Below are 18347 nucleotides of genomic sequence, written 5' to 3' on the forward strand. Positions count from 1 at the left end.
TCTCCTATATTGTCTAATTAATCATGAACAACTTTATTCCCTGTAATATGCATTAAACTATTAATATATTGAGCATTTATAACAGATTGTATTTGTTTAGTGGTATTATTTTATTCTTGTAATTAGGCGTGATAGAGCTTCTTTTTTTTTTTTTCTCCCAACAAAATACTTTTATTCTCAGATTTTTTTTGATTATCTTTCTTACTTCTTTTTGTTTGTATCCATCACTTCTTTACTCTTTTCTTTTAAAATTACTTTTAAGGATTATTGCAGTAATTAATAATATTTAGAGCACAATAAAAAATAAAATAATGAGAACAATTAAAAAATCTTACCTCTTGTTAAAAAAAAATTTATTTATCCCCGTGGGACAATACCGCTACCTTAGATTATATCTGGACGAGTGATTATGTTGAAATCGTCATACAAATAATGGATAACGAGTGCTACCTACACATAATTGTTTTACAATAATCGTTAGCCTATATTAATCAATTATTATTTATTTAGTAAAATTACCATTTGTAAATATATTTATATTATAAAAAATTTAAATTAGTAAAGTGTTTTAAATAATTTTTATAAAACGCTTAAATTTTATTTAAAATAATGAAAAGTTAATTACTATATTTAATATATTCAATTATTTTATATAATATAACAAAATTTATAAGATTTTTATATTTTTAAAAATCCATAATTAATAAAATTATCAATCATTAACAGTATAATTTTACTTACATGCTCAATTAGATTTATATACATAATATATATATTTAATGAAAGATTTACCGTTTGTAACTTATTAAAATATATAAGTAATTAATTAATAATTCATTTAAGTTTATTGCTATATTAAAAATTAAGTATATAGATATTATTATCTATCTCTTAGATACTTTATTACAATTTCATTATGAAATTGTAATAATACAAAAGCTCAATAAAAATAGACTTTTCATAACAATTAAAGTAACGCAACAAAATACAAGATGAGTAAAAAGTTATTGCCATAATATCCTAGATATAGATAAGGAATATATCCTATGCCACAATCTCTACAAAATGACACAGATCTAATCGAAACTTGCGAATGGATACAGGCGATCGAATCAGTTATACGTGAAGAAGGTGTCAAACGTGCTCAATATTTAATTGATAAGGTATTAATTGTTGCACGCCAAAGAGGCGTAGAAGTTACAACAACAAAATCTTTTGTAATTACTGATTATATTAACACTATTAATAAAGAAAATGAACCTGAATATCCAGGTAATATTGTTCTTGAACGCCGTATTCGTTCTGTAATTCGTTGGAATGCTATTATAGCGGTTTTACGGGCATCTAAAAAAAACTTAGATTTAGGTGGTCATATTGCTTCTTTTCAGTCTGCTGCTACTATTTATGAAGTATGTTTTAATCATTTTTTCCGATCAAGCAATGAAATTGATGGTGGAGATCTTGTTTATTTTCAAGGGCATATTTCTCCAGGAATTTATTCACGTGCATTTCTTGAAGGCCGTATTACTGAAGAACAGATGAATAATTTTCGTCAAGAAATAAAAAAAGGGCAAGGACTTTCTTCTTATCCTCATCCAAAATTGATGCCAAATTTTTGGCAATTTCCAACCGTATCTATGGGTTTAGGTCCAATAAATGCAATTTATCAAGCAAAATTTTTAAAATATTTAAAAGATCGTGGCTTAAAAAATACTATTAATCAAATAGTTTATGCTTTCATTGGTGACGGTGAAATGGATGAACCAGAATCTAAAGGCGCTATTACTATAGCAACACGATATAAGCTAGATAATTTAATATTTATAGTTAATTGCAATTTACAACGTTTAGATGGTCCAGTTAACGGTAATGGTAAGATTATTAATGAATTAGAAGGAATTTTTATTGGAGCTGGATGGCAAGTAATTAAAGTTATTTGGGGCAATAAATGGGATAAATTATTTAAAAAAGATAATAGTGGAAAACTAATTCAGTTAATGAATGAAACTCTTGATGGTGACTATCAAACGTTTAAATCCCGAGATGGCGCCTATGTTCGAAAACATTTTTTTGGAAAATATCCAGAAACAGCAGATTTAGTTAAAAATTGGACAGATAAAGAAATATTTGCTTTAAATCGTGGAGGACATGATCCAAAAAAAATATATGCAGCATTAAAGAAAGCTCAAGATACTAAAAATCAACCAACAATTATTTTAGCCCATACTATTAAAGGATATGGAATGGGAAAAACGGCAGAAGGTAAAAATATTGCGCATCAAGTGAAAAAAATAAATATGAATGATATACGTTATATTAGGGATCGTTTTAATATACCAGTAACTGATGATAAAATTGATAATTTACCATATGTAGTTTTTGAAAAAGGTTCAGAAGAATTTAATTATTTACATAATCAACGTAAAAAACTGGGAGGATATGTACCTAAACGTCAAATTGAATTTACTAAAAAACTAAAAATACCAGGATTAGAAATATTTAGCACATTATTGCAAGAACAAAGCAAAGATATATCAACTACAATTGCTTTTGTTCGTATACTGCAATTAATTTTAAAAAATGAATCTATAAAAAATCACTTAGTACCTATTTTAGCTGATGAAGCTCGTACTTTTGGTATGGAAGGATTATTTAGACAAATTGGCATATATAGTCCACATGGTCAACAATATGTTCCTCAGGATCAAGAACAGCTAGCTTATTATAAAGAGGACAAAAAGGGTCAGATTTTACAAGAAGGTATTAGTGAATTAGGTGCAGGTTCTTCTTGGTTAGCAGCGGCAACTTCTTATAGTACTAACAATTTACCAATGATTCCTTTTTATGTCTATTATTCAATGTTTGGCTTTCAGCGCATTGGTGATTTAATGTGGTTAGCAGGAGATCAACAAGCACGTGGTTTTCTAATAGGAGCAACATCTGGACGCACTTCATTAAATGGGGAAGGTCTTCAGCATGAAGATGGTCATAGCCATATCCATGCTTTGACTATCCCAAATTGTATATCTTATGATCCATGTTATGCATATGAAGTTGCAGTAATCATACATAATGGATTAATACGTATGTATGGTGAATCACCAGAAAATATTTATTACTATATAACTACATTAAATGAAAATTATTTCATGCCAGCTATTCCTCCAGGTGTAGAGAAAGGTATAATTAAAGGTATTTATAAATTAGAAACATTAAGCGGTAATGTAGGAAAAGTTCAGTTGCTAGGTTCAGGTTCTATTTTACGTTATATTCGCAGTGCAGCTCGTATATTAGCAAAAGATTATGATATTGGCTCGGATGTTTATAGCGTCACTTCGTTTACTGAATTAGCACGTGATGGTCAAGATTGCGAGCGTTGGAATATGTTACATCCAACTGAAGAGCCTCGTGTTCCATATATTGCACAAATAATGAATGATGCTCCAACGATTGCATCAACGGATTACATGAAATTGTTCGCAGAACAAATTAGAAATTATATACCAACAGATGATTATCATGTATTAGGAACTGATGGATTTGGATGTTCTGATAGTCGTGAAAATCTACGTTATTACTTTGAAGTAGATGCATCATATATTGTAGTTGCTGCTTTAAGTAAATTATCTAAACTGGGTTTAATTAGTAAAACTACAATTAAAGAAGCAATTAATACATTTAACATTGAGGCCGATAAAGTTAACCCACGTTTAGCTTAAGAGGTAATAGGGTAATGCTTATCGAAATTAGAGTACCGGACATAGGATCAGATGAAGTTGAGGTTACGGAAATTTTAGTACAAGTAGGGGATGAAGTTAAAGTTGAACAATCCTTAATTACTGTAGAAGGCGATAAGGTTTCAATGGAAATACCATCACCATTTGCAGGTGTAGTAAAAGAATTAAAAGTAGGAATTACTGATAAAGTAATTACTAACTCGTTAATCATGGTATTTGAAATAAATAAAGATACATCTTTATCTTGTGCATCTAAACTAGAAATAGATCAAGATATAGTAAATAATCTTGCTCAAAACGATATGAGTACCAACAAAGATAAAAAAGATACTCAAGTACATGCCACTCCACTTGTTCGTCGTCTAGCATGTAAATTTGGTATTAATTTAACAAAAATTGTAGGTAGTGGTCGTAAGGGTAGAATACTAAAAGAAGATATACAACATTATATTAAAGATGCTATTCACTATGTACAAGCGTTACCAGTTTTAAATAGTAGTAATAGTCATATCAATATGTCATCATGGCCAAAAGTAAATTTTTCTAAATTCGGTGAAGTTGAAGAAATAAAACTTAGTCGTATTAAGAAAATTGCTGGTTTTAACTTAAGCCGTAATTGGATAATAATTCCGCATGTTACTCATTTTGAAAAAAGTGATATTACTGAATTGGAACTATTCCGTAAACAACAAAATATTGAAGCAGAAAAAAACAATTTAGATATCAAGTTTACGTCTTTAGTATTTATTATAAAAGCTGTCGCTGTAGCATTAAAACAAATGCCATTATTTAATAGTTCATTGTCTGAAGATGGCCAAACATTAACATTAAAAAAATACATTAATATTGGTGTGGCAGTAGATACACCTAGTGGTTTAACAGTTCCTGTATTTAAAAATATTAATCATAAAGGAATTACTGAATTATCTCGTGAATTAATAATTTTTTTTAAAAAAGCTCGCGATAATAAATTAATGCCTAGTGATGTACAAGGTGGTTGTTTTACGATCTCTAATCTTGGGAGTTTAGGAACTACTTATTTTACCCCAATTGTCAACGCTCCAGAAGTAGCAATCCTTGGTATTTCTAAAGCTGTTATGGAACCTGTTTGGAACGGTAAAAAATTTATTCCAAGACTAATGATGCCAATATCTCTTTCGTTCGATCACCGTATCATAGATGGTGCTGATGGTATTCGTTTTATTAATATTATTAATAAAATATTAAGAGATATTCGTTGTTTATTAATGTAAATCATAAAATTGCATTATTTAAATTTTATTGTAAAGAGTGCTATTAGAACTTGCTAATTATATTATTTCAATACAAGATAAATTATCAAGAGGTTAAGAGCAGCTAATTTTTATTTACCGGTCTAATAAGAGGTTCTTAATGAGTATAGAAATTACAACTCAAGTTGTGGTGCTTGGGGCCGGCCCTGCAGGATATTCTGCAGCTTTTCGTTGTGCTGATTTAGGATTAGAAACTATATTAGTGGAACGTTATGAAAATCTTGGTGGAGTTTGTTTAAATGTTGGATGTATTCCTTCTAAAGTATTATTGCATCTAACAAAAATTATTGAAGAAGCAAAAAATATCGAACAACATGGTATTTTTTTTGCAAATCCTGTTATAGATATAAAGAAACTTCAAAATTGGAAAGAAACTGTTATTAATCAGTTAACCAATGGTTTAAAGACCATGGCCCAATGCCGGAATGTACGAGTAATACATGGGATAGGTAAATTCAAAGATTCTAATACATTACTAATTGAAAATAAAGATCATTTGACTATTATTAATTTTAAACAAGCCATTATTTCAACAGGTTCCATTCCTATTCAAATGCCCTTGATACCTTATACCGATCCACGTATATGGAGTTCCAGTGATGCACTAGAGTTAAAAGATATACCAAATCATATGCTCATTATAGGAGGTGGTATTATCGGATTGGAGATAGGTACTATTTATCAGACATTAGGTTCAGTAATCGACTTGGTTGAGATATGTGATCAAATTATTCCGGAAGCTGATCAAGATGTAGTAAAAATATTAACTAAAAGTCTTAGTAAAAAGATTAATTTGATGTTAGAGACTAAAGTAACTGCAATTGAAAGTCGACAAGATGGAATTTATGTATCAATATTAGGTAAAAACTCAGAAATTAAATTAAAACGTTATGATATTGTATTAGTTGCAATTGGTCGTATACCTGATATTAAAACAATAGATATAGATAAAGTTGGAGTAGAAGTAGATAGTCGTGGTTTTATTAGTGTTGATAAGCAAATGAGAACTAATATATCTCATATTTATGCTATTGGTGACATAGTAGGTATGCCTATGTTAGCACATAAAGGTATATATGAAGGACATATAGCAGCTGAAGTAATATCTGGATTAAAACATTATTTTGATCCCAAGGTTATCCCTTCAATTTCTTACACTAATCCAGAAATAGCATGGATAGGGTTAACTGAAAAAGCAGCTAAAAAACAAGCTATTAATTATGAAATTTCCACTTTTCAATGGAAGAATTTAGGACGTGCTATTGCTTCTGATTGTACTAATGGTATGACTAAATTAATTTTTAATAGAGAGACGCGGCGTATTATTGGTGGTGCAATTGTTGGTAATAATGGAGGGGAATTATTAGGAGAAATAGGATTAGCTATTGAAATGGGTTGTGATGCTGAAGATATAGCACTAACTATCCATGCACATCCTACGTTATATGAATCTATTGCTTTAGCTGCTAAAATTTTTGAAGGTAGTATTACGGATTTAATAAATCCAAAAGCAATCAACAATTTTAAAAATAAATAAATTATATATTCATAAACATTAGCTGCTTTCATAAACAGCTAATGTTTATATACCAATAGTTTAATAATATTTTAAATATATTATAAGTTCAATAATTTTAATTATTTAAGTTTAATTAAAATATATTTATATAATAAAATTAAAGATTGAAATTGAATTAATAAATTTAAATATAATATATAATTTAATTTATTTATATATCGCATGGAATAATCTTAATTATTGGTAGATAGTATCTAAGTATATATTCACTTTTAATTTTATTAAAATTAAAAGTGAATATATACTTTTTTCATAAAATAGAATGATAATGATTCTCAAATAAGTGAATAGTTATGTTAACTAAATTATTCAATCAAACATGCTAATTAAAATCTAAAAAAATAAATTTATTCTTTGTATCATTTAATTTTATTTATAGTATTATATATACTTGATTGTAATAAAATTATATTTTTAAAAAAAATTATTATGTAATTGAAGGTAAATAAAATAATACTATAAGTGTTATAATAGATATTTGCTATTTTTAATTTTTAATATACAAAATGAGTTAATTATCAATTTATATATTTAGTATTTTAAATTAAGTATTTATTTTTTATTATTGATAAATGTTCATACCTATAATATAGGGGTAGCAATTCATAATGACTTTTTATGCACTAGAACTGTCTAGTTTAACTAAAACATATCCTAGTGGAGTACAAGCCTTAAAAAATCTCAACTTAAGTGTTGAATCGGGCGATTTTTATGCTTTACTTGGACCAAATGGTGCTGGTAAGTCTACTACTATCGGAATAATTAGTTCACTAGTAAATAAATCGAGTGGTAATGTGCATATTTTTGGCTATGACTTAGAAAAAGATGTTGTACATGCTAAGAGGCAACTTGGATTAGTCCCGCAAGAATTTAATTTCAATCCATTTGAAACTGTAATACAAATTGTAGTTAATCAAGCTGGTTACTATGGTATTAAACGGAAAGAAGCAAATCAGCGTGCTGAAAAATATCTTAGTCAACTTGAGATGTGGGATAAACGTAATGAACGAGCTCGTATGCTTTCTGGAGGAATGAAGCGGCGTCTTATGCTTGTCCGCGCTAGAATGCACGATCCAAAATTGTTAATTCTTGATGAACCAACAGCAGGAGTAGATATTGAATTACGGCGAACTATGTGGTTATTTCTACAAGATCTTAATGCTAAAGGTACGACTATTATTTTAACAACTCATTATCTTGAGGAAGCAGAAATGTTATGTCGAAATATTGGCATAATGCAAAGCGGTGAACTTATAGAAAATACCTCAATGAAAAGTCTTCTTTCTAAATTAAAATCTGAAATATTTATTTTAGATTTATCTCCATATCACTCATCTCTTCACTTAAAATATTTTAGTTATAGATTAGTAGATAATTTAACATTAGAAGTAGAAGTAATGAGAGGACAAGGATTAAATGATTTATTTCATCAATTAAGCTTACAGGGAATACAGGTGTTAAGTATGCGTAACAAAGCAAATCGCTTAGAAGAATTATTTATTAGTCTTATGCGCAAAGAAACAGAGGCAAAGGTATGACTCAATTTTACTGGGTAGCTCTTACAAGTATTTGGATGAAAGAAATTAATCGATTTGCTCGTATCTGGATTCAGACATTAGTGCCACCGGTCACAACTATTACACTATATTTTATTATTTTTGGCAATCTAATAGGTACTCGTATTGGAGATATGTGTGGTGTTAAATACATGCAATTTATTGTTCCTGGTTTAATTATGATGGCAGTAATCACTAATGCTTATACGAACGTTGCATCTTCATTTTTTAGTGCTAAGTTTCAACGTAATATTGAGGAATTATTAGTAGCACCAGTCCCTACACATATCATTATTGCTGGTTACGTAGGTGGAGGTTTAGCGCGGGGAATTTGTGTAGGAGCTTTAGTAACTGCAATATCATTATTATTCGTACCTTTTCATGTATACTCATGGTTTATGGTAGTAATTACACTGCTATTAACAGCCATCTTATTTTCTTTAGCTGGATTGCTTAATGCAGTATTTGCACATAATTTTGATGATATTAGTTTGATTCCAACTTTCGTACTTACTCCTTTAACTTATTTAGGTGGAGTATTTTATTCATTGACTTTACTTCCATCTTTTTGGCAATCTATATCCCATTTGAACCCTGTAGTATATATGATTAGTGGATTTCGTTACGGTTTTCTCGGTATACATGATGTATCGATAAGACTTACAATCTCTGTATTAGTAATTTTTATTATAATATTTTATATTACAATTTATATGTTAATTCAACATGGACGAGGATTGCGTATGTAACCATTATTTAGTATAAATAATACATACTTAACACTCATATAAATTGTTGATTATTGTTTAGATGAGCAATTGCTAACTATGTAGCGGTGATTATCATTTAATATTTTATTATTAATGCTCAAAAGTTATAAGATGTTTTTCTTACATATTGCTATGTCATTAAGTCAAAATATTTTATATATAATGATTAACTTAGAATATTTAATAAGATTATCTCTTTTCTTTTTATTCTAAAGAAATTTGTTAGTGATATTAACAATCATTTCATTTCACATTGGTGTGATTTTTTTTTTGATATGGTGCGAAGAATATTACTTGAACCTAATTTTCCATTATTGTCAGAGAAAATAAGCCTAGCAATTCTATATCAATATTTAAGTTAATCTATAATATCTATTGTCATCTTATGATATTTTAAGAAGAATTATTAATTCTTGGAGATCTTTTGTTGGAAGCAACCAATACTTGCTGTTATAAGATTAAAAATCTTATTCATAATGCTAATTTCTTATGCTTTGCAAGTAATTCGCATGTTTTACTTATTGCATAATAAGTAATAAAATTATAAACTCTATAACTATTTGATGAATAGATTTTATCTATACCTCTAATGTTGATAACACAACAAATTAACTTGAATCTTATTTAATTGCTTATAACCATTTTGAATATACATGTAATTTCTCTAAATCACTTATGCAATCAAATTGCACATAATTTACAAAGATTGATAAGACTAATATAATATTTACATTTTAACATACATAAAATATCTATTTAATAGAAGACATCCATGTATATAATCCATCTTGCTACCAGAAACTAACGCTATACTCTTTTCTGATAAAAGTATTCAATTTTTTATCTGAATATTTTTATCTGAATATTCAGATTACACGAATAAATCGTATTATGAATACTATAGATCAGTTATTGTAATTAAAATTACTTTGCCAATTGAGAAATATTTCACTAAAACAGCAAATAAATCATGCGATTCTAAGATTTAGTCCTCATCAATAACATTACTTAAATTGATATTAATAAGAAGAATTTTTATACATTTGATGATAGATGTTATTCACTATACTGGTATACAGTCTAATAATAATAGTAAATATTCTTTTGATACTTATCATACATTCCTAATAATGATTTACTTCTTTTATTTCATTACTGCTTATAGTTTATAATTTATCATTATATCTATTTATTAAGGAAAGTTAGATACCATTTTCTATGGAAATTAATAATCTACACTTAACATATGTATACATTTTCTAATTAGCTATTTGCTAGCATACTTGCTGCCTGTTTGAACAACGTGTTTATATTGTATAGAATTTATTTTGTAGTAATATAACGCATACAAAATACATCAGTTATTATTAATGTTTTCGATGTATCATACTATACTGCTATAGTATTATGATATACTTGTATTTTCTACTATTTTTACTAAATAGTAATATATAATCTTGCCTTTGTATAGTCATAGCAAGTTAATATCCAAATAATAGCAATTTAATATTTTCATCAAACAATATATAAGTGAATTTAAAATAATAAGCAATTTAGGTAAGAAAAGTATAAATGTATAATTTATGATTTTAAAATGATTTAAATCATCAATAGTTATAATATCTATTTTCAATCTAATTTTTATTTTAAAATATAATATACTTATTAAACAGTTAATTGACTAACATTAAGTTATATTATTTTAACCATGGATGAACCGTACTGCAATCTAAATTACTGATTAATTGTATTAATGAATGACCATTTGGTAAAGATAATTGTGGAGCAATTTCTATTAATGGGATTAGCATAAAAGGACGATTATGCATGTCATAATGTGGAATAATTAAATTAATTGTATTAATTAATGCTTTACCAAATAATAAAATATCTAGATCTAACGTACGAGGTCCCCATCGATCTTTTTTACGTTCTCGTCCATGTTTTAATTCAATATGTTGTATATATTGAAGTAGTATATCTGGTTCTAATAGTGTTTCTAGTTCTACTACTGCATTAAGATAATCAGATTGATTTAATGAACTTCCGTATGGTGAAGTTTGATATAAAGAAGAAGTGGCAATACGAATAGTATCTGGAAGATTATCAAGAGCAGTAAATGCCGTGTTTATCTGGTATAAAGGATCAGCAAGGTTACTACCTAAAGCGATGTAAACATGATTCATGACGATTTGTGATACTATTTATAGTGTTATTAATATTTTTTTTCAGCACTGTGTTACAAAGCTGATTAAGCATATTTTTTTGATGTGTTGGTACAGATGATTGAAATTCATCCCACCAATGAATGAGAAGATGTAATTCTGAATTATTTTCAACATTAGCTCGCAATGCTAATAAATCATAAGCTGCACTAAATTTTGGATGTTCCATTAACTTCCAAGCACGTTTGCCTTGACGACGCGGCATTCTTAATTGAAGTTGCCATATATCTCGAATTAACATAGTAATTTTTTTAGGGATTGCTAGTACTCTGCATGCTTCATATAATATATTTTTCATGGCTATTGAAGATGCATCATAATATGTTAAACATGTACTTTGTGCAATTATTTGTTCAGTTGATTTTAAATGCGGATACCAAAACATTGCTGCAAATAAAAAAGCTGTATTAACATGTATAGCATTATTAATACGGATATCGGTATTTTTTAATACTTGTATTAACATACGTTCTATAACACTATCCTCTTTTTCTGTAAATAAAGATGCAAGGCCTGGAAATAAGAGTTGAAATAATTGGTATTTACGTAACAGTTGATAAGTACTAAGACCATAACCTTCTTGTAATAATTTAAGAGATTCTTCAAATAATCTTGCAGGTGGCATATCATTTAATAATGATACTAACTTGGTAATTGGTTTGGCAGTTTCAATGGCAATTCGCATTTTTAGTTTAGCAGCAAATCGTACTACACGTAACATTCTTACTGGATCTTCACGATAACGAGTTTCGGGGTCACCAATAAGACGAATAATTCCGTTATGTAGATCTTTTAATCCTCCAACATAGTCATGTATTGTAAAATCTGATATGTTGTAATAAAGACTATTAATTGTTAGATCACGACGTTGTGCATCATCTTCAATGTTACCAAAAATATTATCACGAAGTAATACACCATTATAGTTACGATGTAAATAATGAAAATCAATTTCATTTATTTGTTGAGGATTACCACGAAAGGTAGCAACTTCAATTACTTCTGAAGCAAACATTACATGTGCTAAACGAAAACGTCGTCCTACTAGACGACAATTACGAAATAATTTTCGCATTTGATCAGGTGTAGCATTAGTGGTAACATCAAAATCTTTTGGTTTTTTACCTAATAATAAATCACGTACACTTCCTCCCACCAAATAGGCTTCGTATCCAGCTCTATGTAAACGATTTAGAACCTTAAGTGCATTTTCGCTTATATCTTTGTGCGAAATCTTATGTTTTTTTTTATAGATGATGGTCATTGCATTTTTAAGTTTAATTCCTTTAGTTTATTTCTTGTTATCCTTCAAGCAAATATAACAAATTATTAACTATGATAATAAATAGAAAATTTCATAATAACAAAATTGAGTTGAATAAGATTCATAATTAAAAATATTATTTTACAAATTATTTAAACATCTTATTACCACAACTGAACAAAATAATGATAAGAAAAACTATCTATTTTAGATAATAGGTGTTCTAATATATTTAAATAGAGCTAGTTTCTAGTATGAATATATATTTATTATATTTTGTTAAGAAGATAATAATCATTAAAATAAAGAGGAATACAAACAGGATAAACAATAAATTAAAAATATTAAAGATAGTGGTTCAGTACCTACACAGTGAAAAAGTAACAATGATTTTCACTGTGTAATAAGTAATAATTGTATAACAATTCTATACATAGCTATTAGCCAGACATCTGTTTCTCGCGAATTTCTGCTAATGTTTTACAATCTATGCATAGATCTGCTGTAGGTCTTGCTTCAAGACGACGAATACCAATTTCTATGCCGCATGATTCACAGTACCCAAAATCATCATCTTCCATTTTTTTTAGTGTTTTTTCAATTTTTTTAATTAGTTTACGTTCACGGTCACGATTACGTAGTTCTAGACTAAATTCTTCTTCTTGTACTGCACGATCAATTGGATCTGGGAAATTAACAGCTTCATCTCTCATATGCAACATAGTTCGGCTTACTTCATTTCTAAGTTGATCACGCCAGGCTTTTAAAATTTTACGAAAATGATCAAGTTGATCTTGATTCATATATTTTTCACCTAATTTTTCTTGATATGATTCTACTCCAGCAATGGCTAGGATACTAAGAGATGATGTTTTACGATTTTGCTCTTTTTGCATGTTATTTCTCCTACTTAATACGTACTATTGTTTCCCATCAGGGAAAATAAAACGTTATAAATAACAGAACCTATTAAGGTTAGCAATTATTCATACTAAAGTATCCTATGAAGACGATGAATATTTAATCTTTTATGACCAATGATAAAATCAGTAGTAAATTTTTATATTTTTTATTAATTAAACATTTTCTGTAATTTATTGCATATTTTTTAAAAATTGATAAACATCATTATAAAAATTTAGGTATCTATTAAAATCAATAATCATTATTTCATCATGATAAAAGTTAATAATTCATTTTCTAAACCAGAAAAATTGATTATTGATTAATAATCAATTTAGTTATGATAAAATCATATATGAATAATGCTTTATATTTAGCTTTAACCTATTTAGAAGATAATCATATTTAATAAAGATTCAAATATCATTATATATAATAAACATAGAATTATAAGCTCATATAAGATTATTTAATAATTTAAAGTAGTTAAAAGAATACTTATATTAAGTATAAGATGTATTATTAAATAATTTAAACGCCGACTGTAAAAATACAGTCTATAATTAAAGCTAGTTAATTTAATTAAATGAAAATATTTTATAAAAACTAACTAATAATACTAAATTGCTAAATTACAAAAAAATAAAATTTAATACTGATTATGCATCAATAGCTTTTATTTATTAGTGATTAAACTAAAATAAATAATTTTCATAAAATATTTTGGTATTGTATAATAGTGGTTATTAATAATAACTATCGTAACTGTTTTATTATTTAAATCTATTAAATAAAGATTAATAATTTGAAATTATTAATCTTTTCCAGTAAATTTGTATATAGTTTAATAAACTAATCAAATTATCATTAATTACGATTGGAGAATCGTAGCATGTTATGGAACAATCGTGAACCTATTGGACGCAAAAAACGACAAACTAAAACTGTGCATCACAATATCAAACGTAGTTCCTATAAACTAAATAATAAGTATATTTTAATAAAACGTTTATTATACAATGGCAAATATCATTATCTAGGTTATTTAACCATAATATCATTAATTTTGATAATTACAATTTTAATATGGGGAATTTATCTATATTCAGAAATCTGTACACGTATTGATGGTAAGGTATGGAAATTTCCCGTTTTAGTTTACGGTCGTATTGTAGATTTTGAACCTGGTATGTTATATACGCAAAATCAAGTAATTAAATTGCTTGAAGTAGCACAATACCGAAAGGTATTATATATTAATCATACGGGTGAATTTAGTATTAAAGATAATACTATTGATATTTTACGACGAGCCTTCAATTTTCCAGATAGTAAAGAGTGGCAGTTTCATGTACGTATGACTTTTAATAAAAATGAAATAACCGAGATTAAAAATTTAGATACTGGACGTAATTTAGGTTTTTTTCGACTTGATCCTCGTCTTATTAGTATGTTGCAGTCACCTAATGGTGAACAACGTTTATTTGTTCCTCTTACCGGATTTCCTAATTTATTAATAAATATGTTAATAGATACCGAAGACCGTTATTTTTATAGACACGGTGGGATTAATTTATATTCAATTGGACGTGCAATTTTAGCTAATATTCATGCAGGACGTACAGTACAAGGAGGTAGTACCTTAACACAACAGTTAGTGAAAAATTTATTTTTAACAAATAAACGTTCTCTATGGCGTAAAGTGAGAGAAGTTTATATGGCATTAATTATGGATGCCAGATACAGTAAGAATCATATTCTAGAACTTTATCTTAATGAAGTTTATTTGGGACAAATTGGTAATGAACAAATACATGGATTTCCATTAGCAAGCTTATATTATTTTGGTTGTCCAGTAGATGAATTAAGCTTAGATCAACAAGCAACTTTGGTTGGTATGGTAAAAGGTGCATCACTTTATAATCCATGGCATAGTCTAAAATTAGCTATACAACGTCGTAATGTAGTATTACATTTATTACAACATCAAAAAATAATTGATCAAAAACTGTATGATGTATTATCAGTGCGTGGTTTAAGTGTGCAAAAAAAAGGTGGTGTAATTATTCCGCAACCAGCTTTTATTCAATTTATGCGTAATGAAATTCAAAATAAAATTGGGAATAATATTGAAGATCTTTCTGGTGCAAAGATTTTTACTACATTAGATTTGAATACTCAAAAATTAGCAGACAGAGCTGTTCAAAAAGAAATTCCAATTTTAAAAAAAAAGCATGCTCTAAAAGATTTAGAAATAGCAATGGTGGTAGTAGATCGATTTAGTGGTGAAATACGTGCTATAATAGGTGGTTCTGAACCTCAATTTGCTGGATATAATCGTGCACTTCAAGCTCGTCGTTCAATTGGGTCACTAGCTAAACCAACTACTTATTTAACAGCTTTAAGTCAACCAAATAGTTATCGTTTAAATTCATGGATTGCCGATACTCCAATTGCTTTAAAACAATCACATAGTAATGTTTGGAAACCTATGAATAACGATCATCATTATACTGACAAAGTATTGTTAGGAGATGCATTAATTTACTCAATGAATATACCTACAGTACATCTTGGTATGGTGTTAGGTTTAGAATCAGTTGCTAAGACTTGGATTAAACTTGGTGTGCCAAAAAATCAATTACATTTAGTACCTTCTATATTATTAGGTGCACTTAATTTAACACCTATTGAAGTAGCACAGGTGTTTCAATCAATTTCTAGCGGAGGTAACTATGCTAAATTATCATCAGTACGCGCAATAATAGCAGAAAATGGAACTATTTTATATCAAAGTTATCCTCAAGCAGAATATGTTGTAGCTCCACAAGCTGCTTATTTAACAATGTATGCTATGCAACAAGTTGTTTCACATGGTACTGCTCATATATTAGGCAGACGATATCCAAAAGCACACTTAGCTGGTAAAACGGGTACTACTAATGATTTAGTAGATAGTTGGTTTGCAGGAATTGATGGTAAGGAAGTAGTTATTACGTGGGTTGGCCGTGATAATAATCAAAGTTCAAAGCTTTATGGTGCTACTGGTGCACTACACGTTTATATTCGTTATTTAGAAAATCAAGCACCAACTCCTTTGGAATTGATATTACCTGAAGATATTTCATATTTTAATATTGATTCAATTGGTAATTTTGTGTGTAATAAAACTTTACGTACATTACCAGTGTGGACTTTAAATCCAGATAAATTATGTGAAAATCCAAAAAAAATAACTGAATGATTATTGTCATTCATATCTAAAATTTTTTAACTTAATTAAAAAATTGATTTATTGCTATATTATATGTTGTGTTAGATAAAAGAATTTAATTCTGAAGTTATTTTATATGGTAAGTTATGTAAAACTTATACTAATATTTATATTATTATAAATAGAATTTAAATTCTAATATCTACTGAAAATATACATAGTATTTATGTACTATAACTAATAGTATTTTATTTTATCATAAAACTAGTTTAGTTAGTTTTATGATAATTTAAGTCAATGTTAACATTCTAATTTATTATATTTATATATACATAGATATAACAAATATATTTTTAAAATACTCAAATATTGCTAATTAGTTTAATGAACAAATCAAAATTGTTTTCATATATGTATATAACATACTATTATATACATATATAGATTAAAAAATTTTTGAATTTTAATAAATTTATTTAAATATAACTTGAATATATTAAATATAATGTAACTTAATATATTTGTACTAACATAATGAATACATTAAAAATATTGTATTATTTCAAATAATTTATTGTATATAAGCATTTAACATATAAAAGGGCTAATTATTATATGTATAATAATTAGTACATATGGAATAATTTGCTTATTTATTCTCAATAATGTCAATTAGAAAAATCAAGAAATAAATAGAAAATAAAATATTGGAATTAATGTTGAAGATTAATGGCTAAAGTATATTAATCAAAATTTTTAAGTAAAAGATTACTTGATTATATTTTTTAAAAATACAAAACATATATATCTTAGATAGTATCATTGGAGTAAAAAATGAATCAAAGCATAGATATACCATTACAATTGACTGATACAGCAGTTCAAAAAGTGAAAAATCTCATTGAACAAGAAAATAAAGCAGAATTAAAATTACGTATTTATATTACAGGAGGAGGTTGTAATGGTTTTCAGTATGCTTTTACTTTGGATGATAAAATCAATGATGGTGATATAATTGTTGAAAAACAAGACGTAATTTTAGTTATTGATTCAATTAGCTTACAATATTTATTTGGTGGTTCAATAGATTATATCGAAGGATTAGATGGATCACGTTTTATTGTAAATAATCCAAATGCGAAAACAACTTGTGGTTGTGGTTATTCTTTTAGTATCTAATATGATTAATAGCTAATATCATTAATAATGAATCAATGTTATATTTTACGTTTTAATTACTTCAAATTTTTTATTTAAGACTTTATGAAACCTTAAATAAGCTGAATAATCTATTAATTAGTTATTAACTAATAGTTTTGATCATTATTTATTATTAATGATACATTAGGCATAAGTAAATCATAAAAATTACAAAATAGCTTTCACGCAGCTATATCAAAAAACATATATTTTTACTAATAATATATATTAAATCGGTAATAAACATAATTAATAGTTATAGCTAACTTGGTGTAATTTAAGTATCAAAAAAATTAATTAATATTTAATAGTTGTCGAATTACTATAAATAAAGCAGATTTAATATCTTCTTTAAAGATAGAAAATTTAAATATTATTAGAAGTACCGTTATGCAAGTCTCATAGCTTGACCAAATTCGTATCCAAACATTCTTATGTTAGTATAATAAGAATTAATTTTCATTAGATTTAATCTATCGCTCATTTTTAACATTGGAGCTATTATTCCATTACAAAAATTATTAATTATAAAATTCGATTTGTATAATATTATCAAAATAATAGTGATAATATAATACATCCATTTTCTCAATCTTGAATCTAATAA

At 27.2% G+C, this 18347-nt stretch carries 9 protein-coding genes and 1 pseudogene; 7 read left to right on the top strand and 3 right to left on the bottom strand.

The annotated features are described in order from the left end of the window. Positions 1-1046: 1046 nt before the first annotated feature. The 5 genes and pseudogenes from aceE (at position 1047) to FD727_RS01505 (ending at position 8913) form a co-directional block, all read left to right on the top strand. A complete protein-coding gene (gene aceE / locus FD727_RS01485; RefSeq protein WP_159938404.1) occupies positions 1047-3719 on the top strand; it encodes a pyruvate dehydrogenase (acetyl-transferring), homodimeric type in 2673 nt (890 codons plus the stop codon). A 23-nt stretch (positions 3720-3742) separates the two neighbouring features. Continuing rightward, a pseudogene (aceF, locus tag FD727_RS01490) lies at positions 3743-4990 on the top strand (dihydrolipoyllysine-residue acetyltransferase); the annotation flags it as partial. Between the two features lie 139 nt (positions 4991-5129). Then, entirely contained in the window at positions 5130-6566 is a 1437-nt protein-coding gene (lpdA, locus tag FD727_RS01495) for a dihydrolipoyl dehydrogenase (protein WP_159938406.1), read from the top strand. Between the two features lie 650 nt (positions 6567-7216). Continuing rightward, entirely contained in the window at positions 7217-8146 is a 930-nt protein-coding gene (locus tag FD727_RS01500) for an ABC transporter ATP-binding protein (protein ID WP_159938407.1), read from the top strand. Beyond that, positions 8143-8913 (top strand): ABC transporter permease, encoded by a 771-nt coding sequence (locus FD727_RS01505; RefSeq protein WP_159938408.1) that lies wholly within the window; start codon positions 8143-8145, stop codon positions 8911-8913. The genes FD727_RS01500 and FD727_RS01505 overlap by 4 nt, the downstream gene beginning before the upstream one ends. A 1718-nt stretch (positions 8914-10631) precedes the next feature. Here FD727_RS01505 and folK read toward each other — a convergent pair. The 3 genes from folK to dksA form a co-directional block, all read right to left on the bottom strand. Beyond that, complete coding sequence (gene folK, locus FD727_RS01510) at positions 10632-11120, bottom strand: 2-amino-4-hydroxy-6-hydroxymethyldihydropteridine diphosphokinase (RefSeq protein WP_159938409.1); 489 nt, start codon at positions 11118-11120, stop codon at positions 10632-10634. Beyond that, complete coding sequence (gene pcnB / locus FD727_RS01515) at positions 11092-12423, bottom strand: polynucleotide adenylyltransferase PcnB (RefSeq protein WP_159938410.1); 1332 nt, start codon at positions 12421-12423, stop codon at positions 11092-11094. The genes folK and pcnB overlap by 29 nt, the downstream gene beginning before the upstream one ends. Before the next feature lie 440 nt (positions 12424-12863). After that, entirely contained in the window at positions 12864-13319 is a 456-nt protein-coding gene (gene dksA / locus FD727_RS01520) for an RNA polymerase-binding protein DksA (protein ID WP_159938411.1), read from the bottom strand. Positions 13320-14218: 899 nt separating this feature from the next. Here dksA and mrcB point away from each other — a divergent pair. Both mrcB and erpA read left to right on the top strand, forming a co-directional pair. Beyond that, entirely contained in the window at positions 14219-16570 is a 2352-nt protein-coding gene (mrcB, locus tag FD727_RS01525; protein WP_159938412.1) for a bifunctional glycosyl transferase/transpeptidase, read from the top strand. 804 nt (positions 16571-17374) lie between these two features. Further along, positions 17375-17719, top strand: coding sequence for an iron-sulfur cluster insertion protein ErpA (gene erpA, locus FD727_RS01530; protein WP_159938413.1), 345 nt, complete (start codon positions 17375-17377; stop codon positions 17717-17719). Positions 17720-18347 lie beyond the last annotated feature (628 nt).

The sequence above is a fragment of the Pantoea sp. Mhis genome (genome assembly GCF_009830015.1).